We start from the raw sequence: 15,524 nt of genomic DNA, 5'->3' as shown, positions 1-15,524 counted from the left end.
GTTCCGCGCCGCGCCACGAGGGGCGGAGCCGCGCACCGTCATGTCTTCTTGCGGAACTTCCTTACCGCCAGGGGCGCCATCACGACGGTGATGCCCACCGCCCAGGCCAGCGTGACCGTCACCGGGCGGGCGACGTCGCCCTGGCCGTTGAGCAGTGCCCGTGCCGCGTCCGCGAGTTGGGAGAGCGGGTTGTAGTCGGTGAAGGACTCCAGCCAGCCCGGCATCGTCCCGGGCGGGGCGAAGATCGACGATCCGAACTGCAGGGGCATGATGGTGAGGAACCCCATGCCCTGGACGGCCTGCGGGCTCTTCAGCGACAGGCCGAGCAGCATGAACACCCAGGTGAGCGAGGTGCCGAAGGCAAGGGCCAGGGCGATGGCGGCGACCAGTTCGAGGGGACCCGTCCGCAGGTCGAAGCCGATGCAGAAGGCCACGGTCAGCAGGATCAGGGTGGACACCAGCATCCGGCCGGTCTCCACGACCACCTTGGCGACCAGGACGGACGAGCGGGCGATCGGCATGGTGCGGAAGCGGTCCATCACGCCCTGGGTGAAGTCGGCGTTGACGCCGCTGCCCACCGACATCGCGATGTTCAGGCCGCCCATCGCCATCATGCCCGGGATGACGTAGTTGACGTAGACGTCCCGGCTGCCGCCGAGGCTGCCGCCCAGCGCGCCGCCGAAGACGTACACGAAGAGCAGCGTGAAGACGATCGGCATCAGGATCGCGTCGAACATCGACTCCGGGTCCGCCTTGATCTGCATGACGTTGCGGCGTACGAGTGCGCCGATGTGGCGCAGGTTCGAGCGCAGGCCGATGCGCCCCTCGCCCTTCCCGACCCGCTCGCGCAGCGGTACGGCGACCGGGGACGTGCTCATGCCGCCACCTCCTGATCCGCGTCCTCCGAGCTCCAGGGGGCCGACGCCTTCTGCCCCGTCACCGCCAGGAACACCTCGTCCAGGCTGGGCAGATGGGTGTCGATCCCGGCGATCGCGAAGCCGTAGGCGCCGAGCAGCGAGATCACCGCGGTCAGTTGCTCGTCGCTGATGATCGGCACCTTCACCAGGCCCGCCTCCACGTCGGCGGTGGCCCCCGATATGCCGTCCAGGCCCGCGTGGGCGATGGCGCCGGCCATGGCGTAGACGGCACCCGGATCGGCCGGGCGTATCTGCAGCGTCCGCCCGCCGACCTTCGCCTTCAGCTCCTCGACCCCGCCCTCGGCGATGACCCGCCCGCGGTCGATGACCGTCAGGTCGTTCGCGAGGCGCTCGGCCTCCTCCATGTACTGGGTGGTCAGCAGGACGGTCAGGCCCTCGGTGACCATGCGCTCGACCTCGTCCCACACCGCTTTCCGGGTGCGCGGGTCGAGGCCGGTCGTCGGCTCGTCCAGATACAGCACCGCGGGCCGCCCGATCATGGACGCGGCCAGGTCCAGACGGCGGCGCATCCCGCCGGAGTAGGTGGAGGCGGGCCTCCGGGCGGCGTCGGTCAGCGAGAACCGCTCCAGCATCGCGTACGCACGGCGGCGGGCGTCACGCCGCGGCAGATCGAGCAGCCGCCCGATCATGTAGAGGTTCTCCCAGCCCGAGAGCTTCTCGTCGACCGAGGCGTACTGCCCGGTCAGACCGATGGCGCGGCGGAGCTGCCGGGGCTGGCGCACCACGTCGCACCCGGCGACGATCGCGGTGCCCGCGTCCGGCACGAGGAGGGTGGACAGGCACCGCACGAGCGTCGTCTTGCCGGCGCCGTTGGGGCCGAGAACCCCGTGGACCGTGCCCTCCTTGACCTGCAGGCTCACACCGTCGACGGCCTTGGTCTCGCCGAAGTGCTTGACCAGTCCCCGTACTTCGACGGCGTTCCCGCCTCCGGGGCTCATGCCGTAGTGCGTCATGGGGGCAGCTTGCCAGGCACCGCCGACATCGCACCGACATCGGACCGACAGGGCGCGGGGCGGGGACTCGCGGCGCAAGGGGTGTCTCCGGGCACAAAAGGGGCCGGCAGCCCGCCGACGGGGGAATTCCGGCGGGCTGCCGACCGGGGAAGTGGCTCTGCGGGGGCCGGCCCGGGGCCGCGTCCTAGTGGAAGCTGTGCTCCTCGGTCGGGTACGCGCCGCCGACGACGTCCTCGGCGAACGCCTTCGCCGCGCCGCCCAGGACCTCACGGAGCTGCGCGTACTGCTTCACGAACCGCGGCACGCGGCCGTTCGTCATGCCCGCCATGTCGGTCCACACCAGCACCTGCGCGTCGCAGTCGGGACCCGCGCCGATGCCGACGGTCGGAATGTGCAGCGAGCGCGTGACCTCGGCGGACAGCTCGGCCGGTACGAGTTCGAGGACCACCGCGAACGCGCCCGCGTCCTGCACCGCCTTGGCGTCGCGGCGCAGCTGCTGGGCCGCTTCCTCGCCGCGTCCCTGCACCGGGTAGCCGCCGTAGGCGTTCACGGACTGCGGGGTGAGGCCGATGTGCGCCATGACCGGGATGCCGGCTTCCACCAGCAGCTCGATCTGGTGCGCGGAGCGCTCGCCGCCCTCCAGCTTCACGGCTCCGACGCCCGCGTCCTTGATGAGCCGCGTCGCGCTGCGCAGCGCCTGCACCGGGCCCTCCTGGTACGAGCCGAAGGGCAGGTCGCCGACGATCAGGGCGCGCCGGGTGCCGCGGACGACGGCGGCGGACAGCAGGGTCATCTCGTCCATCGTCACGGGGACGGTGGACTCGTAGCCGAGGTGACAGTTGCCCATAGAGTCGCCGACCAGCATGACGGGGATGCCGGCGTCGTCGAAGACGGAGGCGGTCATGGCGTCGTAGGCGGTGAGCATGGGCCACTTCTCGCCGCGCTGCTTGGCGGCGGCGATGTCGCGGACGGTGAGACGTCGGCTTCCCGTGCCGCCGTACAGCGCCTTGCTGCTGTCGGCGGAGGACTTCGGGGCAGGCGAGACATGCGTCATTGCAGCGGCTCCTTCGTCATCTCGAGGCGCCCTGACGGCGTCCCCGGACCAGCTCCATGGTGGCACCTGTCGCCGGAGCCGCAAAGGGGAGCGGTCGCGTGACGTGTCTCATCAGATACGGAACGGGTTCGTATCGTAAAAGGGGTAGGGTGGCCCGCATGTCGTCCCCACCCGCTACCCCCTCCGCCCGCACCGTCCCGGAGGCGGTCCACCGGCGCCGGTGGCTGATCCTCGCGGTGCTGATGTTCAGCCTGCTGATCGTCGTGCTGGACAACTCGATCCTGAACGTGGCGATGAAGACGATCGCCACGCCCGCGCCCGTGGGCCTCGGCGCCACGCAGAGCGAGCTGGAGTGGGCCATCAACGCCTACACGCTCGTCTTCGCGGGCCTGCTGTTCACCGCGGGCCTGATGGGGGACCGGTTGGGCCGGCGACGGATACTGCTCCTGGGCATGGTCCTGTTCGGTGTCGGCTCGGTCCTGGCCGCGATGTCGGATTCACCCGGACAGCTGATTGCCTTCCGCGCCCTGATGGGCTTCGGCGGCGCCTTCGTCATGCCCGCCACCCTGGCGATCCTCATGAACGTCTTCGAGCGCGAGGAGCAGCCCAAGGCCATAGGGATCTGGGTCGGCGGGGTCGGGATCGCCATCGCCATAGGGCCCATCACGGGCGGACTGCTCCTGGAGCACTTCTGGTGGGGCTCGGTCTTCCTGGTCAATGTGCCGGTCGTGCTCATCGGTCTGCTCGGCATGGCGCTGTTCGTCCCCGACTCCAAGGACCCCGCCCCGGGCCGTACGGACCCCCTCGGCGTCCTGCTGTCGATCGTCGGGCTCGTCCTGCTCGTCTACGGGATCATCAAGGGCGGGCAGCTCGCGGACTTCGCCGATCCGGAGGTGCTCGGCGCGATCGGCGGCGGTCTCCTGGTCCTGCTGTGGTTCGTCCTGCACGAGCGGCGCACCGCGCACCCGGCCATGGACATGGGCTACTTCCGCAAACCGGCTTTCTCGGCCGCCATCGCCGCGATCTCGCTGGTGTTCTTCGCGCTCATGGGCGTGACCTTCTTCACCGTCTTCTACACCCAGAGCGTCCGCGGCTACACCCCGCTCGAGACGGGGCTGCTGATACTGCCGCTCGCGCTCGCCCAGATGTTCTTCGCCCCCCGTGCTCCACGCGCCGTCGAGCGGTTCGGCGCCCGCACGGTCTGTGCGGGCGGGATGGTCGTGGTCGCGCTGACGCTGGCCGGCTTCCTCCTGCTCGACCAGGACACCCCGATCTGGGTGCTGGAGGTGCTGTTCTTCCTCCAGGGCGCGGGCATGGCCCACACCATGCCGCCCGTCACCACCACGATCATGCAGGCGCTGCCCCGGGAGAAGGCGGGCTCCGGCTCCGCGCTCAACAACACCTTCCGCCAGGTCGGCGGAGCCCTCGGCGTCGCCGTCCTCGGCTCGCTGCTGTCCACCAGCTACCGCGACGGCATCCAGGGCGACCTCTCCGCCCTGCCACCGGGCGCACGGCACGCCGCGGGCGAGTCCGTCGAGGCGACGATCGCGGCCGCCGACCGCCTGGGTCCCGCCGGCGCGGCCCTGGTGCAGCCCGCCAACGACGCGTTCATCCACGCCATGCACATCACGGTGATGTTCGGCGCCGGTACCGCGGTCGCCGGTGCCGTGATCGTCGCGCTGTTCATGCCGGGGCGCCCTCCCGCGCCGCAGCAGGAGGACCCGGTGCCCGAGGCCGCCAGGGCGGCGGCCCCGCAGGCCGGGGAGCGGGAGAGCGAGGAGTCGTGACCACCGCAGAACGCCGCGGCCGCCCCCGCAACGCGGCCGTGGACACCGCCGTCGTCGAAGCCGTCCTCCGCCTCCTGGAGGAGGGGACCCCGCTGGGCCGGCTGTCGATCGAGGGGATCGCCCGCGAGGCCGGGGTCGGCAAGGCGACCGTCTACCGCCGCTGGTCCGGCAAGGAGCCCCTGCTCCTGGACGTCATGCGCTCCCTGGAGGAGGAGGCCCCCGAACTCACCGGGACCTCCGCCCGCGACGACCTCGTGCTCCTGCTGGAGTTCCTGCGCCGGCGCGGTCTGGCCAAGCGGTCGTCGGCCGTCTTCCGCGCGGTCCTCACCGAGGTCAAGTCCCACCCGCGGCTCTGGAAGGAGTACCAGGACACGGTCATACAGGCGCGGCGGGACGCCGTGTACGAGGTGCTGCGGCGCGGCAGGGCGGCGGGTGAGATCCGGGCCGACGCCGAACTGGAGCTGCTCACCGACCTGTTCACCGGACCGATGCTCGCCCGCGCCGTCCTGCACGAGTGGCAGGAACTGCCCGAGGGTCTGGCCGAGCGCATCGTCGACACGGTGCTGGAGGGCGTACGGCCGCGTTCCGGGGCCTGAGCACCGTCCTCGCGGGGCCGTTGTCAGAGGTGGCTGCGAGGGTGTGCGGACGAGGCGGCGGGAGGCGTCGTCCGTCAGCGGCATGGGAGGGACGCGCATGAGGGACCGGGAAGACGGCTGGGCAGGGTTCGCATACAGGGGCTGGCAGGACCTCGACGCCGTCCGGCGGCGCCTGGACGAGGGGGCCGACCCCGACGCGTGGCGCAACGGGCGGCCCCTGCACCGGGCGGCGGGCCGCGGCTCACCGGAGGTCGTCACGGAGATGGCCCGGCGCGTCGCGGACGTGGACGCGCTCGAGGCCGGCACGACCGCGCTGTGGGAAGCCGTACTGGAGAACCGGCCGGAGAACGCGAAGGCGCTGGCCGCCGCGGGAGCCGATCCCTGGCGGCCCCTGATCGCCGGCTGGTCACCGGGCCGGCTCAGCCTGGCCGGACCGGTACCGGATCTGTTCGTGATGCCCGAGGGCGAGCGCGGGCTGAGCGAGACGGAGCGCACGGCGGCCGAGGAGGGCAGGCGTCTCGTCGCCGTCCTGGACGGCATCGTGACCGAGGGCACAGGTCTGGCGTGCGTGGCCGGGATCGACGCCGAGGAGGCGATACGCCGCCTGGAGGCGACACCGGCGGACGACGATGACCTGGAGGTACTCCTCGAGGACTACCCGGATGAACACGGTCTGGACGAGATCCTGCGCTTCGTCGGCGTGACGAGCGTGCCGGGCGGCTGTGTCGTCACCCAGCCGTGGGGGTACGCGCCGTCGATGCCGGAGGTCCTGGTCCCGCTGTCCGCCGACACCGTCTGTTACGGCCTGTACGCCAACCCCAAGAGCGGCGGTCAGGGCAGCGTCGTCTGCGACGGGCAGATCGAGGGGTGGGACCTCATCCCCGGCGGCAGTCCTGCCGCGGACTCCTCTCCCGAGGAGGTCCTGGCCTCGTATCTCTACCGCCACGACGCGGTGGCGTTCGCGTGCGCCTACGCGGAGTTGAGGTTGCCGGACGCGCGCGCCGTCGTCGGGCCGCCGGACCACTGGGTCGAACTGCCGAACCACGACGGCAGTGCGTACTGACGCCGAGGGCTCAGGGCGGTCCGCGGTGCTGAAGGCGGGCCGCCGGCCGCCCAGTTCCGCGCGGGCGCATGCCCGTCCCTCCGGGCACCCCGGCGACACCGGCGCGACCTGCGCCGTTCGGCGCGGATCGCGGAATCGACGGGGTGGCCGGCGGTGCCGGACATCTGCCCTTTTTCTCTCGGTACTTCCGGCGTTTGTCCAGGTTCTGTCACAGGCCGCCGCACGCCGGAAGAGCCAGGAACCCCTCGCCCCGGGGCGTTCGTCCTCCTAGGAGACCGGCCGCCGGGGCGGCACGAAAAAGCACCCACCGCACATCGCTTATGGTGCGTGGACGGGGCAGTGCGAAGCAGCGAGGAACGGCACACATGACGCAGGCGCAAACCAGGCACAGGGGACACGGCAGCTCGGTCGCCGAGCGGACCGGATCCTTTGGCCGACGCCTGCTGAGCGGCTGGCAGGCCCCCGGGCTCTGGCGGCGCGGCATCGTTCTCGCCGTCCTCGCCCTGGCCCTGGCCGGGGTGATGGCCTTTCACGCGCGGATCCCCAACGATGTCGGGAACCTCGGCAGCCTGCTGGAGACCTTCCTCCCCTGGCTCGGCATCGGTATCCCGGTGCTCCTTCTGCTCGCGTTCGTGCGCCGGTCCGCGACCGCGCTCATCGCGCTGCTGCTGCCGACGGTGATGTGGCTGAACCTCTTCGGCGGTCTGGTCCCCTCCAAGGCCTCCACCTCCGGCGACCTCACCGTGGCCACGCACAATGTCAACGCCGAGAACCCCGACCCCGCGGGGACGGGGCGCGACGTGGCCGACTCCGGTGCCGACGTCGTCGCGCTGGAGGAGCTGACGGGCGATGCCGTGCAGGCGTACGAGAAGGCGCTGGGCGGCACGTACAAGTACCACTCCGTGCAGGGCACGGTGGGGATCTGGAGCAAGTACCCGCTGAAGGACGTCCGGCCCGTCGACATCAAGCTCGGCTGGACGCGTGCGCTGCGCGGCACCGTCGAGACGCCCCGGGGTCAGGTCGCGGTCTACGTCGCCCATCTGCCGTCGGTCCGTGTGAAGTTCAACGCGGGTTTCACGGCGGAGCAGCGGGACGGCAGCGCCCGCGCGCTGGGCAGGGCCATCGCGCACGAGCCGATCGGCAAGGTCGTCCTGCTCGGCGACCTCAACGGGACGATGAACGACCGGGCGCTGGCGCCCGTCACCTCGCCCGGCTCGTCGACGATGCGGTCCACGCAGGGTGCGGCGGGCGACGGCTTCGGCTTCAGCTGGCCCGCGTCGTTCCCGATGGCGCGGATCGACCAGATCATGGTCCGCGATCTGGAGCCGGTGTCGTCATGGACGCTGCCGAGGACCGCGAGCGACCACCTGCCGATCGCGGCCACCGTCGAGATCTGACCCGGGGCTCCGCCCGGATCCGCCTCGCGGCACTCACCAGGCCGGCCCCTCTCGATCAGGCCGGCCCTCCCGACGATCCCGCCCGGCTCGCGTCCGACGGCCTGTCCGCGGAGATCCTTGGCCTGCCCGCAACAGGGGGTTCACATGTCCGCCGCACGCGTCTGAGACACTTTGTTCCGGAAGCAAACTTAAGCTGCTCCGGAAAGGACGGTTCCCCCTCCATGCCCCTGGCCCTGCTGGCCCTGGCTGTCTCGGCCTTCGGCATCGGCACCACCGAGTTCGTGATGATGGGCCTGCTGCCCAACGTCGCCGACGACCTCGGCACCTCCGTGCCCACCGCCGGCTACCTCGTCTCCGCCTACGCCATCGGCGTCGTCATCGGCGCCCCGCTCCTCACCGCGCTCGGCTCCCGCATCCCGCGCAAGCGGATGCTCGTCCTGCTCATGGCCCTGTTCACCGTGGGCAACCTGGCCTCGGCCCTCGCCCCGAACTTCGCGCTGCTGGCCGCTGGGCGGGCGCTCGCCGGGCTGCCGCACGGCGCGTTCTTCGGCGTCGGCGCCGTCGTCGCCGCGCGGCTGGTCGATCAGGGGCGGCAGGCACGCGCCGTGGCCACGATGTTCCTCGGCCTCACCGTCGCCAACATCGTCGGCGTCCCCTTCGGCACCCTCCTCGGCCAGCAGCTCGGCTGGCGCGCCACGTTCCTCGTGGTCACGGCGATCGGCCTGGTGGCGGTCGCGGCACTCGCCCGGCTCGTCCCGCACATGCCGCTCGACCCCACGGCCGGGCTCGTACGGGAGCTGTCCGCACTGCGCCATCCGCAGGTGCTGCTCGGACTGCTCACCGCGGTCTTCGGATTCGCGGGCGTCTTCGCCGTCTACAGCTACCTCGCGTCGATGATGACCGAGGTCACCGGCTTCGCCGAGTCCTCGGTGACGGTGGTTCTCGCGCTCTTCGGCCTCGGCATGACGCTGGGCGCTCTGGTCGCCGGGCCGCTGACGGACCGGGCGCTGCGGCCCACGCTCTACGGGTCACTGGGCGCGCTGGCCGTGGTCCTTCTCGTCTTCGACGCCACCGTCCACATCAAGTGGGCCGCGCTCGTGACGGTCGTCGTCCTCGGCGCCGTGGGGTTCATCACCACGACGCCGCTGCAGATGCTCGTCATGAACAAGGCCCAGCACGCGCCGACGCTGGCCTCCGCCTCCAACCACTCGGCGTTCAATCTGGCCAACGCCGGGGGCGCCTGGCTGGGCGGCGCGGCCATCGCCGCCGGGTGGGGCTGGACCTCGCCCACGCTGGTCGGTGCCGCCCTGGCGGCGGCCGGGCTCGCGATCGCGGTGACCGCCGGGCTGCTGGAGCGGTCCGCGGCCCGTACGGCTGCGAGCGCCGGCGGTTCGCGGGTCGTGGCGCGCAGCTGCGACCCGGTGCGGGTCGAGCGGGTCGGGTGAAGAAATCCGTCGGGTGACGTGGGTCCCTTGACCCGGGTGCCATCCTCGGAAGTGCGGCCTCGGAACGCGGCGTCCCCGGCCGCCCCGGATACGGCCGTGCCCCGTCCACTGCGCGGGGCACGGTCCCACTCCGGACCGGCGACGTCACGCCGGGCCCGACGGGTCCGCGGGGCCGGTCGGGCCGCGGTTCGTCAGCCCCCCGCCTGTCGGTTCCCCGCCTGTAAAGTCCCCCGCCTGTGAGTCCCCGGCCCGTCAGTCCTCGCGCCAGCGGTTGGTGATCGGCAGCCTGCGGTCCTTGCCGAAGCCCTTGGCGGAGATCTTCGTGCCCGGCGGGTACTGCCGCCGCTTGTACTCGGCCCGGTCCACCAGCAGCAGCACACGCCCCACCTCGTCCGGGTCGAAGCCCGCCGCGACGATGGCGTCCCGCCCCCGGTCGTGGTCCACGTACAGGTCGAGGATCGCGTCGAGGATCTCGTAGTCGGGCAGCGAGTCCGTGTCGACCTGGCCTGGGCGCAGCTCGGCGCTCGGCGGCTTGACGATGGAGTTCTCGGGGATCGGCGGGGTCTGGCCGCGGTCGACCGCCGCCCGGTTGCGCCACCGGGCGAGCCGGAAGACCTGCGTCTTGTAGAGGTCCTTGATCGGGCCGTACGCACCGACCGAGTCGCCGTAGAGCGTCGAATACCCCACCGCCAGCTCGGACTTGTTGCCCGGCGCCATGACGATGTGGCCCTCCTGGTTGGACACCGCCATCAGCAGGGTGCCGCGCAGCCGCGACTGCAGGTTCTCCTCGGCGAGACCGGTGAGGCCGAGCGACTCCATGTACGCGTCGAACATCGGCTCGATGGGCACCGTGCGGTAGTTGAGGCCCGTACGGCGGGCGAGGTCGGCCGCGTCGTCCCTGGAGTGGTCGGAGGAGTACTTGGACGGCATGGAGATGCCGTGGACGTGTTGCGCGCCGACGGCGTCGCAGGCGATGGCGGCCACGAGGGCGGAGTCGATGCCGCCGGAGAGGCCGATGAGGACGCTGCGGAAACCGTTCTTCGCGACGTACGCGCGGAGGCCGACCACCAGGGCCGAGTAGATCTCCTCCTCGTCGTCGAGACGTTCCGCGTATCCGCCCGCGAGTTCGGGCTCGTACGCGGGCACCGGGTCGGCGGAGAGCGTGACGTGGTCGACGAGCAGGCCGTCGTCGACCGTGCCCGCCGGGACCGGACCCGCCGCAGGCAGGTCGAGGTCGATCAGCACACAGCCCTCGGCGAACTGCGGTGCGCGGGCGATCACTTCGCCGTCCGGGGCGACCACGATCGAGTCGCCGTCGAAGACCAGCTCGTCCTGGCCGCCGATCATCGCCAGGTACGCGGTCGTGCACCCCGCCTCCTGGGCGCGCTTGCGGACCAGCTCCAGGCGCGTGTCGTCCTTCTCCCGCTCGTACGGGGAGGCGTTGACGGACAGCAGCAGTCCGGCACCGGCGGACCGGGCGGCGGGCACGCGGCCCCCGTCCTGCCACAGGTCCTCGCAGATGGCGAGCGCGACGTCGACGCCGTGCACGCGGACGACGGGCAGGGTGTCGCCCGGCACGAAGTAGCGGTACTCGTCGAAGACGCCGTAGTTGGGCAGGTGGTGCTTGGCGAAGGTCAGCGCCAGCTCGCCGCGGTGCAGCACGGCCGCGGCGTTCTGCGGGGCTCCGGCGGGCTGGCCGTAGCGCGGCTGGGCCTTCTCGGACCGGTCCAGGTAGCCGACGACGACGGGCAGCTCGCCCAGACCCTCGGCGTCGAGCCGGGCGGCGAGGGCCCGCAGCGCCTCACGCGACGCCTCGACGAAGGAGGAGCGCAGCGCGAGATCCTCGACGGGGTAGCCGGTGAGCATCATCTCGGGGAAGGCCACGAGATGGGCGCCCTGCTCGGCGGAGTGCCGGGTCCAGTGGAGGACGGCCTCGGCGTTTCCGGCGAGGTCGCCGACGGTCGAGTCGATCTGATTCAGTGCGAGGCGAAGTTGAGGCACGCCGTCAGTGTAATCGTCTTTCTGACGCGATGTCCCGGTCGTGGGGTGTGGGGCCGTTCACTCCGGCGGTGGGGACGGCCCGCGCCGCCGAACCGGAGGACGCGACCGGTCGTACGGGAGGGTGCGTGCGGTCGTCAGGGCCCGCCGTTCCGCGGCGTGACCGGCCGCGGAACCGTTCCGCCCCGAGATCGATCTTCGGCACCGGAGAGCGGCCTTCACCGGAGGATACGGATGAGGTCGTCAGGAGCGGGCCGTCACCCGCGGAAAGGCGCAGGATTGAGAGACATGAGCCGCGTACCCGGCCGGATTCTCGACGTCGCCGGAGTTCCCACCCACGTCGTACGCGAGGGCGAAGGGCCCGTCTGCGTGCTGAGCGGCGGGCTCGGCATGAGCTGGTTCGACTGGGACCCGGTGGTCCCGCTGCTGACCCCCCACCGCACCGTCGTGCGGTTCGACCGCCCCGGCCTCGGGCTCAGCGCCCCCGCGCCGGCGGACGAGATCCCCACCGCCGCGGGCGAGGCGAGGAGGATCGCCGGGGTCCTCGACGCGCTCGGCCTGACCGGCCCCTGCACGGTCGCCGGCCACTCGCTCGCCGGATTCCACGTGGAGGCGTTCGCGCGGCTGTACCCGGAGCGCACCGCCGGGCTCGTCCTCGTCGACACGAGCGTGGAGGAGGACGCCCGCGAGCCCGCCGTTCCCGCCGCGCCCCGCGCGGCCGCCGCGCGCCTGCTGGCCGCCGGACTCGGCGCCGCCGGGGTGCCGCGGGCGCTCGGCCGCGCCGCGCGCCGCCTCACCGTTCGCGCCCAGTCCGTACGCCACAGCGACGACCCGGCCCCCGAGGCCCTCGTCCGCCGCTGCTACAGCACCACCCGTGTGCTGCGCGCCGGGCTGGTGGAGAACGCGACGTACGCCGGGATGGCCGCGGAAGTGCTCGACCTGCGGGCCCGGCATCCTCTGCCGGACGTCCCCGTCACCGTGCTGGCCGCGTACTCCGCCACCGACACCGTCCGCGAACTGCGCAGCCTGGACCGGCAGCGACGGCTCGCCGCGGAGCTGAACGGAGCCGACTTCCGGATCGCCGCCCCCGCGGGACACCTGGTGATGATGGACGACCCCGCGGCGGTCGCCCGCGCCGTGCTCGGGGAGTCGCCCGCTTGGGACATCGCGGCGGAGAGGACCTAGCCTGACCCCGGGGACGAAACGCGGCAGAAACGCCGTCACGTGATACTGAACGGGCCACAGCGCGGTGGCGCACCCGAGAAGCTCCAGAGCAAGCCGTCTGACCTGCGAGGATAGGGATCATGGATAAGCAGCAGGAGTTCGTGCTTCGGACGCTCGAAGAGCGCGACATCCGCTTCGTGCGCCTGTGGTTCACCGATGTGCTCGGGTTCCTCAAGTCGGTCGCGGTGGCACCCGCCGAACTCGAGCAGGCCTTCGACGAGGGAATGGGCTTCGACGGCTCGGCGATCGAGGGCTTCGCCCGGGTCTACGAGTCCGACATGATCGCCAAGCCGGACCCGAGCACGTTCCAGATCATCCCGTGGCGCGCGGAGGCGCCGGGCACGGCCCGGATGTTCTGCGACATCCTCATGCCGGACGGCTCGCCCTCGTACGCCGACCCGCGCTACGTCCTCAAGCGCATCCTCGCCAAGACCTCCGACCTCGGGTTCACCTTCTACACCCACCCCGAGATCGAGTTCTTCCTCCTCAAGAACAAGCCGGTCGACGGATCGCGGCCCACCCCGGCCGACAACTCCGGCTACTTCGACCACACCCCGCAGAACGTCGGCATGGACTTCCGCCGCCAGGCGATCACCATGCTCGAATCCATGGGCATCTCCGTGGAGTTCTCGCACCACGAGGGGGCGCCGGGCCAGCAGGAGATCGACCTGCGGTACGCGGACGCGCTGTCGACCGCCGACAACATCATGACGTTCCGTCTGGTGATGAAGCAGGTCGCGCTGGAGCAGGGCGTGCAGGCGACGTTCATGCCCAAGCCGTTCTCCGAGCACCCCGGCTCCGGCATGCACACCCACCTCTCCCTGTTCGAGGGCGACCGGAACGCCTTCCACGAGTCGGGCGCCGAGTACCAGCTCTCCAAGGTCGGCAAGTTCTTCATCGCGGGCCTGCTGCGTCACGCGGCCGAGATCTCCGCCGTCACCAACCAGTGGGTGAACTCCTACAAGCGGATCTGGGGCGGCTCGCAGCGCACCGCGGGCGCCGGCGGCGAGGCCCCCTCGTACATCTGCTGGGGCCACAACAACCGCTCCGCGCTGGTCCGCGTCCCCCTCTACAAGCCGGGCAAGACCGGCTCCACCCGCGTCGAGGTCCGCTCCCTGGACTCGGGCGCCAACCCGTACCTGGCGTACGCGGTACTGCTGGCGGCCGGCCTGAAGGGCATCGAGGAGAGCTACGAACTCCCGCCGGGCGCCGACGACGACGTGTGGGCGCTGAGCGACCCGGAGCGCCGCGCGATGGGCATCCAGCCGCTCCCGCAGAACCTCGGCGAGGCGATCACGCTGATGGAGCGCAGCGAACTGGTAGCCGAGACGCTGGGCGAGCACGTCTTCGACTTCTTCCTCCGCAACAAGAAGCAGGAGTGGGAGGAGTACCGCTCGGAGGTCACCGCGTTCGAGCTGCGGAAGAACCTGCCGGTGCTGTAAGGCGGTTGAGCGGCTTCGCGCCGCATCCACGGCTCCGGGCCGGCGGCCATGTGTCGCCGGCCCGGAGCCGTTTCGGCTGCCCTGAGAGGCGCTTCGGACCGGGCCGCTACGACGGGATGAAACTGGCCGAATCCTGTGTAGACCGGATAGATGCCTGAGGCATGTAGTTGGGGGACCGGGATGTCGGGATCTTTCGGAAGCGAGGACTTCATGGCGCAATCCGTCACCTTCCCTCAGGACCGCACGTGTCCGTACCACCCGCCCGCCGCGTACCAACCGCTGCGCGAGAACGGGCCCTTGGCGCGCATCACCCTCTACGACGGCCGCACCGCGTGGAGCGTCACCGAGCACGCGACGGCGCGCGCACTCCTCGTCGACCAGCGTCTCTCCACCGACACCACGCACCAGGACTTCCCCTCCCTCAACGAGCGCTTCGCGGTCGTGCGCAGGAGCCGCCGGGCCGCCCTGCTGGGATTCGACGATCCCGAGCACAACACCCAGCGCAGGAAGCTCATTCCGAGCTTCAGCGTCCGGCGGATCGCCGAGATGCGGCCGCGCGTCCAGGTCGTCGTGGACCAGTTGCTGGACGCGATGGTCGACCAGGGGCCGCCCGCCGATCTGGTGAGTGCCTTCGCCCTCCCCGTACCGTCGATGATCATCTGCGAGCTGCTGGGAGTCCCGTACGCCGATCACGACTTCTTCGAGGAGCAGTCCCGCCGGCTGCTCCGCGGGCCGACCCCTGCGGACGCGGAGGACGCCCGCGAACTGCTCCGGGCCTACCTGGGCGATCTGGTCGAGCACAAACGCCGGGAACCCGGCGACGGACTGCTCGACGACCTCATCGCGCAGCAGATCGCCGACGGAGGCTTCGACCGGGAGGAGATGGTCGACCTGGCCTCGGTCCTGCTGATCGCGGGGCACGAGACGACGGCCAACATGATCTCGCTCGGCACCTTCACCCTGCTGCAGCACCCGCAGCAACTGGACGACCTGCGCGCGGATCCGTCCCTCCTGCCGGCCGCCGTCGAGGAGCTGCTGCGCTTCCTGTCGATCGCGGACGGGATGGTGCGGTTCGCCACGGAGGACATCGAGGTCGCCGGGGGCGTGATCCGGGCCGGCGACGGCGTCGTCTTCCCGACGTCGATCATCAACCGCGACGCCGGCGCGTACGCGTCCCCGGACGAACTCGACTGGCACCGCTCGGCCCGGCACCACGTCGCGTTCGGCTTCGGCATCCACCAGTGCCTCGGGCAGAACCTCGCGCGGATGGAGATGGAGATCGCTCTCGGTACGCTCGTCCGCCGCTTCCCCGGACTGCGGCTCGCGGTGCCCGCCGCCACGATCCCCTTCAAACCCGGGGACACGATTCAGGGGATGATCGAACTCCCCGTGGAGTGGTGAGGCCGGTGACCGTCCACATCGAGGTCGACAAGGACACGTGCATCGGCGCGGGGCAGTGCGCGTTGACCGCCCCGGACGTCTTCACCCAGGACGACGACGGCTTCAGCGAGTTGCTGACCGGCAGCGAGGACGGGGGCGGCGACCCGCTGGTCCGCGACGCCGCCCGCGCCTGCCCCGTCCAGGCCATCTCCGTCACGACCGACTGACCACCCGTCCGCACGCGAGG

13 protein-coding genes are annotated in these 15,524 nt (G+C 71.3%); 9 read left to right on the top strand and 4 right to left on the bottom strand.

Annotated elements, in window-relative coordinates; all coding sequences use genetic code 11:
- Positions 1 to 38 precede the first annotated feature (38 nt).
- From ABZ822_RS20990 to panB, 3 genes are all read right to left on the bottom strand, one after another.
- On the bottom strand, positions 39 to 878 hold the full coding sequence (locus tag ABZ822_RS20990; RefSeq protein ID WP_360856043.1) for an ABC transporter permease: 840 nt from the start codon (positions 876 to 878) through the stop codon (positions 39 to 41).
- On the bottom strand, positions 875 to 1,891 hold the full coding sequence (locus ABZ822_RS20985; RefSeq protein WP_360856040.1) for an ATP-binding cassette domain-containing protein: 1,017 nt from the start codon (positions 1,889 to 1,891) through the stop codon (positions 875 to 877). Before ABZ822_RS20985 ends, ABZ822_RS20990 begins: the two co-directional genes overlap by 4 nt.
- Positions 1,892 to 2,075: 184 nt before the next feature.
- A complete protein-coding gene (gene panB, locus ABZ822_RS20980) occupies positions 2,076 to 2,945 on the bottom strand; it encodes a 3-methyl-2-oxobutanoate hydroxymethyltransferase (RefSeq protein WP_360856037.1) in 870 nt (289 codons plus the stop codon).
- Positions 2,946 to 3,103: 158 nt separating this feature from the next.
- Here panB and ABZ822_RS20975 point away from each other — a divergent pair, with 158 nt between their 5' ends.
- From ABZ822_RS20975 to ABZ822_RS20955, 5 genes are all read left to right on the top strand, one after another.
- Entirely contained in the window at positions 3,104 to 4,732 is a 1,629-nt protein-coding gene (locus ABZ822_RS20975; RefSeq protein ID WP_360856034.1) for an MFS transporter, read from the top strand.
- Complete coding sequence (locus ABZ822_RS20970; protein ID WP_360856031.1) at positions 4,729 to 5,328, top strand: TetR/AcrR family transcriptional regulator; 600 nt, start codon at positions 4,729 to 4,731, stop codon at positions 5,326 to 5,328. Before ABZ822_RS20975 ends, ABZ822_RS20970 begins: the two co-directional genes overlap by 4 nt.
- Before the next feature lie 97 nt (positions 5,329 to 5,425).
- A complete protein-coding gene (locus ABZ822_RS20965) occupies positions 5,426 to 6,391 on the top strand; it encodes an ankyrin repeat domain-containing protein (protein ID WP_360856028.1) in 966 nt (321 codons plus the stop codon).
- Positions 6,392 to 6,756: 365 nt separating this feature from the next.
- On the top strand, positions 6,757 to 7,788 hold the full coding sequence (locus tag ABZ822_RS20960; RefSeq protein ID WP_360856024.1) for an endonuclease/exonuclease/phosphatase family protein: 1,032 nt from the start codon (positions 6,757 to 6,759) through the stop codon (positions 7,786 to 7,788).
- A gap of 221 nt (positions 7,789 to 8,009) precedes the next feature.
- Positions 8,010 to 9,233 (top strand): MFS transporter, encoded by a 1,224-nt coding sequence (locus ABZ822_RS20955; RefSeq protein WP_360856021.1) that lies wholly within the window; start codon positions 8,010 to 8,012, stop codon positions 9,231 to 9,233.
- Positions 9,234 to 9,485: 252 nt separating this feature from the next.
- On the opposite strand, the gene ABZ822_RS20950 is transcribed toward ABZ822_RS20955, so the two are convergent.
- Positions 9,486 to 11,234, bottom strand: a complete 1,749-nt coding sequence (locus ABZ822_RS20950) for an NAD+ synthase (protein ID WP_360856018.1) — start codon at positions 11,232 to 11,234, stop codon at positions 9,486 to 9,488.
- Positions 11,235 to 11,519: 285 nt separating this feature from the next.
- Here ABZ822_RS20950 and ABZ822_RS20945 point away from each other — a divergent pair, with 285 nt between their 5' ends.
- The 4 genes from ABZ822_RS20945 to ABZ822_RS20930 all read left to right on the top strand — a co-directional run bounded on the left by ABZ822_RS20945 (position 11,520) and on the right by ABZ822_RS20930 (position 15,504).
- A complete protein-coding gene (locus tag ABZ822_RS20945; protein ID WP_360856015.1) occupies positions 11,520 to 12,416 on the top strand; it encodes an alpha/beta hydrolase in 897 nt (298 codons plus the stop codon).
- Positions 12,417 to 12,535: 119 nt separating this feature from the next.
- Positions 12,536 to 13,897, top strand: coding sequence for a type I glutamate--ammonia ligase (gene glnA / locus ABZ822_RS20940; RefSeq protein ID WP_360856012.1), 1,362 nt, complete (start codon positions 12,536 to 12,538; stop codon positions 13,895 to 13,897).
- A 210-nt stretch (positions 13,898 to 14,107) separates the two neighbouring features.
- On the top strand, positions 14,108 to 15,298 hold the full coding sequence (locus ABZ822_RS20935) for a cytochrome P450 (RefSeq protein ID WP_360856009.1): 1,191 nt from the start codon (positions 14,108 to 14,110) through the stop codon (positions 15,296 to 15,298).
- 5 nt (positions 15,299 to 15,303) lie between these two features.
- Positions 15,304 to 15,504, top strand: a complete 201-nt coding sequence (locus tag ABZ822_RS20930; protein ID WP_360856006.1) for a ferredoxin — start codon at positions 15,304 to 15,306, stop codon at positions 15,502 to 15,504.
- The last annotated feature ends 20 nt before the right edge of the window (positions 15,505 to 15,524 follow it).

It is taken from the genome of Streptomyces sp. NPDC047108, assembly GCF_040643575.1.
Taxonomy (GTDB): Bacteria; Actinomycetota; Actinomycetes; order Streptomycetales; family Streptomycetaceae; genus Streptomyces.
Note: the sequence above shows the minus strand (reverse complement) of the source record. Positions and strands in the feature narration are given on the sequence as shown.

Excerpts from the sequence above, each read along its gene's own strand:
- ABZ822_RS20945 (WP_360856015.1), top strand. The coding sequence starts at position 11,520 with ATGAGCCGCGTACCCGGCCGGATTCTCGACGTCGCCGGAGTTCCCACC.
- ABZ822_RS20975 (WP_360856034.1), top strand. The coding sequence starts at position 3,104 with ATGTCGTCCCCACCCGCTACCCCCTCCGCCCGCACCGTCCCGGAGGCG.
- glnA (WP_360856012.1), top strand. The coding sequence starts at position 12,536 with ATGGATAAGCAGCAGGAGTTCGTGCTTCGGACGCTCGAAGAGCGCGAC.
- ABZ822_RS20985 (WP_360856040.1), bottom strand. The coding sequence starts at position 1,891 with ATGACGCACTACGGCATGAGCCCCGGAGGCGGGAACGCCGTCGAAGTA.
- ABZ822_RS20935 (WP_360856009.1), top strand. The coding sequence starts at position 14,108 with ATGGCGCAATCCGTCACCTTCCCTCAGGACCGCACGTGTCCGTACCAC.
- ABZ822_RS20955 (WP_360856021.1), top strand. The coding sequence starts at position 8,010 with ATGCCCCTGGCCCTGCTGGCCCTGGCTGTCTCGGCCTTCGGCATCGGC.
- panB (WP_360856037.1), bottom strand. The coding sequence starts at position 2,945 with ATGACGCATGTCTCGCCTGCCCCGAAGTCCTCCGCCGACAGCAGCAAG.
- ABZ822_RS20965 (WP_360856028.1), top strand. The coding sequence starts at position 5,426 with ATGAGGGACCGGGAAGACGGCTGGGCAGGGTTCGCATACAGGGGCTGG.
- ABZ822_RS20960 (WP_360856024.1), top strand. The coding sequence starts at position 6,757 with ATGACGCAGGCGCAAACCAGGCACAGGGGACACGGCAGCTCGGTCGCC.
- ABZ822_RS20990 (WP_360856043.1), bottom strand. The coding sequence starts at position 878 with ATGAGCACGTCCCCGGTCGCCGTACCGCTGCGCGAGCGGGTCGGGAAG.